Source organism: Brevibacillus porteri, assembly GCF_003013475.1.
GTDB lineage: Bacteria > Bacillota > Bacilli > Brevibacillales > Brevibacillaceae > Brevibacillus > Brevibacillus porteri.
In genome coordinates this window covers 62,089-68,088 of sequence record NZ_PXZO01000049.1, presented here as the reverse complement: position 1 = coordinate 68,088, position 6,000 = coordinate 62,089, and the positions used below count along the sequence as shown (strand labels likewise).

Genomic DNA, 6,000 nt, shown 5'->3' with positions numbered 1-6,000 from the left:
AATTAAGGCAGTTCGTCTTTAATTAGCAATTCTAAGAGAAACAACGATTAAGGTAGTATGTGTCCAAATTCAAGGGGTTAATCCGTTTTCATCATGAGATAGGAAGTCAACATAGTGTAAAATTTCCTCACCATTACAGAAGGTTTCCTTTAGTTTTTTGAGATCATTTCGTTCAATTAGATATTTCTTAAATAAAGCTTTTGCAATGTATTTCGGCTCTCCGCACTGTCGTGCATAATTTGCGATGACCTTAAAGAGAGCTAAGCGTATTTCATTATTTATTACTATTACAGCAGTCGAATCAGAAAAGTTATACAGTCGCTCTAATGCCTTCTCAATCTTTTCATTCGGCGATTGGAGAATTTTCAATGATACTCTTTCTACTAATGAAGAATATTCACACTGAATGACCTCTTGAAGAATTTCAAATAACGTCTCAATCCTAGTCTCATCCTCAAGGTATCCTTCAATAATTTCTTCATACGAGTACGGAAATAGAGCGGCTATCGACTTCACTGTTTTAAATTCAGGGCGTTTTGTCTCTCCGCTCTCAATCTTTTGTAGTACGCCCCTACTTACACCAGTTCTATCTTCTAACTCAGCAAAAGACAAGCCATTATTTCTTCGGCTCTCAGACAACATGTCCCCAATTGTTTTCTTTTGCACTATATCCCTCCACAACACAATTTCCTTTTTTTTACAACGCAATCGAGTAGGATTATAGCAAGTTGATGTTTGCTAATTCAACAAAAACAAACAGACATATTTCGACTGAAATTTGCGAAAATCATCGAATAATGTCAAATGTATCAAGGTAAATTTTCCCATGGTTTTTTTGATATAGGTGCTATAGTGAAAAAAGAGGTGGTGAGACTATGGGGGACAGATAACGATGGTTGAATGGCAAGAAGTAAGCAACGAAGACCTTACACAAATCATCAAGAATCTACAATATCAGCTTAAAGAAGTCTTCAAACAACAGGGCAAACTGACAGACTCCGATGTGTTGAAGATAAGTAGAGAACTAGACGAGTACATCTTAGAGTGCCAACGAAGAAATCTTACTAATCAGAAAGGAGGCAAATTGTAAAAGTGAATGGACTTGTTTTGAGAAAGCGGATGAACAAGAAAGGACGTTCCCCCTTTGCTTCCCGGCAACAGGAACGCCCTTTTATAGGAGCTGCTTGAAACTCCTCTTTTTAACTCTATCACGAGATGTTCAGATTCGGAAGAAGAAGATTCTTACGAAATAGACCTAAAAAACATAGCGGAGCATTTGCTCGAAGAACTCGGATAATTAATTTTAGAGAATAAATTTTAAAGAGGAGTAAGGAAGCCTATGAAGATATTCAAAAGAGTATTTGTGCCTTTTGTCGTGTTCTCATTGTTAGTTGCTCCTATGTCAGTCTTGACGCCAGCATCTGCTGAAAGTATACAGGAAATTGCCGAGACAGAAGTAGTCGTTGATTTCGAAAACCTTCCCATACAACTGGCGGAGGGAGTAACACTAGAGGAATTGGCAGAGGCCATCAATGAACCACGCATCCTTGAAAGCAAAAACGTAACTATAATAGAGAACAGCTCAGCGGATGAAGTCATCGGAAAGCGTCAAATGGAGTATAGCCCTAATGCAGCACCAGTTGAAAAAGAAGATGACACTAAATTTGACTTCGGTGCCTTCTCTTACAATAGTGCCGACAAAGCTGACAAGGTTGCTGAATCTGACACTGATGAGGTTGAGCCAAGTAGTTCGCGTCCTAGCATTGATGGAGTGTTCTTTGATCACCAGATGACGTCCGACTGGGCTCGTGGTGACGTATACTCGACGGTTAAAGTAACCGCCGTGGTAGGCAGAGTAGCCTCTGTGGACGCTACTCACACTATCATCCGTTCAGCAACAGAGGATGGGAAATATAGAGTAGAAAGAAATGAAAATTTGTATTTAAATCCCCCTTACGCGAACCTATCTACGCATAGGGTACGCGCTAATGCGGAGACTTACTGGTGGTCAGGAAAATTGGAAGGAACTGTTAGATACCGGGGAGGAGGCTCCTCACCTATCGCCCATTTGAAGGAGGTAGAAAAGATCCTGACTAACAATAAAGGAGAAATTTACCCTGATTACGTCGATCCGCAGTCAAACATCAAGTTAATTAAACCGGACGCTGACATGGTGCCTCAGAAGAGGGAGCGAGATTCGGGATATAGAAAGGACTTCGAGAGACGTTACGTTGGTTACTTCGGTCAACCTCAATATTTCGCTTGGGATGATGTTGAAATCCATCATATGATTCCGCTAGAATATTATGGAAAGAACCATTTCGACAACCTGATCCCTCTTCTCAAAAAGGATAGAAAAAACGATTACATTCTGCCACATAGGGAAGTAACTGAGTGGTGGGAGAGTTACCGGAAGAACTGAGAAAAATGGACTACCGTCTGTGGGACGGTAGTCCGTATTTTCATTAAAAAGGGTGTGAATACTCCGTGAGCAATTCTTTTAACCGTATTTTAGACAAGATCAAGGGAAGAAGAGAGCAACTGAACGGTGATTTGCATATTATCGGTGAAAAATTTGAGTTTGTTTTTCAAATGCCTACTGACTCTGCCGCAGAGTTAGAGAAGCTAAAGTCATTTGAGCTACCCGAGGATTATGTGAGCTACTTCTCTCAGTACAACAGAGCCGTATTATTTCGCGATTTAGAATTTGGCAGCAGTCTCTTCACGATATTAGACCCTCACAATGTCATTGAATACTGGAAAGGATACAGCATAGATCACCCTTACTATCCTATCGCATGGAGTAGCCACTCGCTAGGTTGTATATGCGTAGACCAAGACCGACTTGATAGCGGAAACGGCTACCTCACATGGATCGAATCGATGGACCCTGATAATCCGATTGACATTGATCTGACATTTACAAAATGGCTGGATAAGCTCATCGAGCATGAGGGGAAGGAATTCTGGATTCCGTTCCATGAGGAGGAAGAATAAGAAAAAAGGACGCCTTTTATAGCGCGTCTTCAGGATGAATCGGACAAACTAATGCATGACTGCCAAAAAGCTGGGACTAAGCTCTCAGCTTTTTTTCTGTAAGTTGGGGGTAATCCCAGCGCCGCTTTTGGCTCTTGTACGGAAATATTTAAAACTTCTTAATAGCAATATTAATGGTAGTTTAAATGAAAAATGCATTCGATTAGAGGGACAGAGCAACGTTCTGTTGGCCTCCGACTGGATGGTAGAACAAAAACACTTTAGCGTACGATTTTTTCCGTTCGTTAGGCGACTTCTGAATTCCCAATAAATAATACATTTAAACGACTAATCAAAAAGTTGACCATTTTTTGGAGGACATTATTTCAGCGTCAGTCCCGAAAAGTGGTACAGAGATTTCCCTGATTTACATTAGCGAAACTGGGAAAAATAATAGCTGGAAGTATCGTGCCCGTTTTGAGGTTGAAAAAGATGGAACAGTAAAAGTAGATCATTGGGCAGTGGATTAGTAGATTTGAAGAATATGATGGGATGTCTTCTAGGCATCTTTTTCATTTTTGTTATAATTTGGGCGAGGAGGGGGGGAAAGGTATATGAGCGAATCTGTCTTTAGTTTCATAGAACTGCTTGAAATTGCTGGAGGCATATTCTTTTTCAGTTTGTTTAGGTATGGATTAAGTAAACATAATGCCACTTGGAAGTTTATTATTCTTGAATACTTTGCTATTGTTATAAGCATTTGGATTATTAAATCGTTGGTGAATCTTATTTTTGGTTAGGGGAACATGTCTGGTGATAAACCAGATACATACAAGACATTCCGAATAGATGCACCTATTCAGTTACTTGGTAGCAGCTATGACCCACTCTCTACTTTCAACGGATAGTGTTTCATTTGTAGTAGGTAGCATATTAGTACAGAAAAGAGAGGTTCTCCGCCCCACTTTTTCAGTCCGCCAATCCATCTCCGCTTATTTTTAGCGACATGCTTGGCATACCCAAGAGTGGACTCAATCTCTCTTTCGAGCATTTCTTGGATCGTTTCTGCAAACAATTCCTTTAACGCTGATTTCACGGCGTCTACCGACTTCATATTCTTCTCTTTGATCCACTGCTTGATCTGCTCTTTTGACATCACAAAAATCTCCCAACCTTTTTAAAACTAATTGTAGTTTAGAGGAAAAGCAGAGTATATATCCTCGCAAGCTTGCGAACAACTGGGTGAGCGATAATAACTTTAGAAATAATTTTATAGATAACTACGAAAAAAACTATGGTGTCGCTCAACACTTTGGCTTGGGATGAAGTTTCAATTCATCATATGATCCCGCTAGAATACTATGGATCGAATGATATGAGTAAGTTGATTCCTCTTCTCAGATATCCGAACAGCAACTCTAACATCCTGTATCATGATGATGTCACTGACTGGTGGAGAAGTTATCGAAGAAATTAATGTAAAATTGGACTGTCATTCAATTGACAGTCCTTACTCTCATTCAAGGATGTGATCCTGTGAGTAATCCTTTTGAAGCCCTCATTAGTAAGATCAAGGGAAGTAAGACAAGTGTAGACGGGAACGTGCATATCAAAAACGAGGAATATCAATTTACATTCTACATCTCGAACGAGTCTATCACAGATACAAAGGAGAAATTAAAATCGTTTGAGTTACCAGAGGATTACGTCAGTTTTTTAAGCCACTACGAAAGTGCGAAACTATTCAAGGGCGCCAAGCATAACTCTGGGGGTTATGATGTACTAAGTACCGAACTCGTCATTGGGTACTGGAAAGCCTACAGCATCGACCATCCTTACTATCCTATCGTTTGGAGCGATAACTCAAATAGCTGTATATGTGTGGATCAAGACAGAATACATAGTGGCAAAGGTTACCTCACATGGGTTGGATCGATACTACCAGACGATACTATCGACATAGACCTGACGTTCACAGAGTTGCTGGAACAACTTATTGAGCATGACGGAATTGAGTTTTGGGATCAACCCATTGAGGAGGAAGAGTAAGAAAAAAGACGCCTTTTATAGTGCGTCTTCAGGATGATTCGGACGACTAATGCTCATGATTATTTCGGAATTAAAATTTAGGCAAACATCAAAGCTTCTCGTTGATTAAAAAGCAAGGGTCACACTCTCCAGAATAAATTCTATTTTTGGGATGGTGTGGCTCTTTGCATTTTCTTAGTATAATAAATATTTAAATAAATTAGTGTTCAAGTAGGAGGGATAACAATGGATAAGTTAATCATTGAACCTGGCATTGGAATTGGCACTATAAAATTTGGTATGGATAAAGAGGAAGTAGAAGAATGCATCCAAGAGTACAAGAGAAAATACAATAAAGATAATTTAACTACTAATTTCTTCAAAAATTCTATCCATGTTAAGTATGATTCATATGAGAAGGTAAACTTTATTGAAATTTCATCGAATTTACAAGATGTTTTTGAATGCGTAGTTATAAATATTGATGTATTCAAGACAAAAGTGGTAGAACTTGTGGAGAAAATTTACAAGATATCAAAATATGATCGGGATGACCGTGAGTTAGGCTGGACTTATGATTTTCCAGAGTTAGGATTACTTTTTTGGAGACCTAATGTACTTACAGAGGAGGACTTAGAGAAAGATTGGTTTAAAGAATTAGATCCAGAGATCAAAGAGGATGAGATGAGAAATTTGTTCTTTGAAAGTGTATGTATTCGCTATAAGGGGCCAACCAAATCTGAAAATTATAAGGTAAGACCTTAGTGGCCAAGTAATTTTCGTGGGGAGCAAAGAAGCCGACATTACTGAATTAAGAGTGTAGGCTTTATCTATTCTCAGAATTGAGTAGGCGAGATTGGACAGTTTTGCCAGAATGGGAGGATTTTTCTGTAACTCACAATGATAAAAATCTTGACTTACTTTGCGAGTGGTGTCAGCTACGCTGGTTTGTAAATGCTAATCAATAAGTTGACCATTTTTGGGGCAACCGCTCAT

General features: G+C 39.2%; 6 protein-coding genes and 1 pseudogene. 5 read left to right on the top strand and 2 right to left on the bottom strand.

The window, feature by feature from the left end; all coding sequences use genetic code 11:
- Positions 1-69 precede the first annotated feature (69 nt).
- Positions 70-666, bottom strand: a complete 597-nt coding sequence (locus C7R92_RS23605; protein ID WP_244195809.1) for a helix-turn-helix domain-containing protein — start codon at positions 664-666, stop codon at positions 70-72.
- A gap of 226 nt (positions 667-892) precedes the next feature.
- Between C7R92_RS23605 and C7R92_RS23600 the strand changes: the two genes are divergently transcribed.
- From C7R92_RS23600 to C7R92_RS23590, 3 genes are all read left to right on the top strand, one after another.
- Positions 893-1,090 (top strand): aspartyl-phosphate phosphatase Spo0E family protein, encoded by a 198-nt coding sequence (locus C7R92_RS23600; RefSeq protein ID WP_106835851.1) that lies wholly within the window; start codon positions 893-895, stop codon positions 1,088-1,090.
- A 249-nt stretch (positions 1,091-1,339) separates the two neighbouring features.
- Positions 1,340-2,422 carry an HNH endonuclease gene (locus C7R92_RS23595; RefSeq protein WP_106835850.1) on the top strand — a complete coding sequence of 361 codons (1,083 nt, stop codon included), beginning with the start codon at positions 1,340-1,342 and terminating at the stop codon, positions 2,420-2,422.
- A gap of 65 nt (positions 2,423-2,487) precedes the next feature.
- Complete coding sequence (locus C7R92_RS23590; RefSeq protein WP_106835849.1) at positions 2,488-2,997, top strand: SMI1/KNR4 family protein; 510 nt, start codon at positions 2,488-2,490, stop codon at positions 2,995-2,997.
- Positions 2,998-3,964: 967 nt separating this feature from the next.
- Here C7R92_RS23590 and C7R92_RS33440 read toward each other — a convergent pair.
- A pseudogene (locus tag C7R92_RS33440) lies at positions 3,965-4,141 on the bottom strand (IS256 family transposase); the annotation flags it as partial.
- 371 nt (positions 4,142-4,512) lie between these two features.
- On the opposite strand from C7R92_RS33440, the gene C7R92_RS23575 reads away from it, so the two are divergent.
- Both C7R92_RS23575 and C7R92_RS23570 read left to right on the top strand, forming a co-directional pair.
- Complete coding sequence (locus C7R92_RS23575) at positions 4,513-5,025, top strand: SMI1/KNR4 family protein (RefSeq protein WP_106835848.1); 513 nt, start codon at positions 4,513-4,515, stop codon at positions 5,023-5,025.
- 225 nt (positions 5,026-5,250) lie between these two features.
- A complete protein-coding gene (locus C7R92_RS23570) occupies positions 5,251-5,769 on the top strand; it encodes a hypothetical protein (protein WP_106835847.1) in 519 nt (172 codons plus the stop codon).
- The last annotated feature ends 231 nt before the right edge of the window (positions 5,770-6,000 follow it).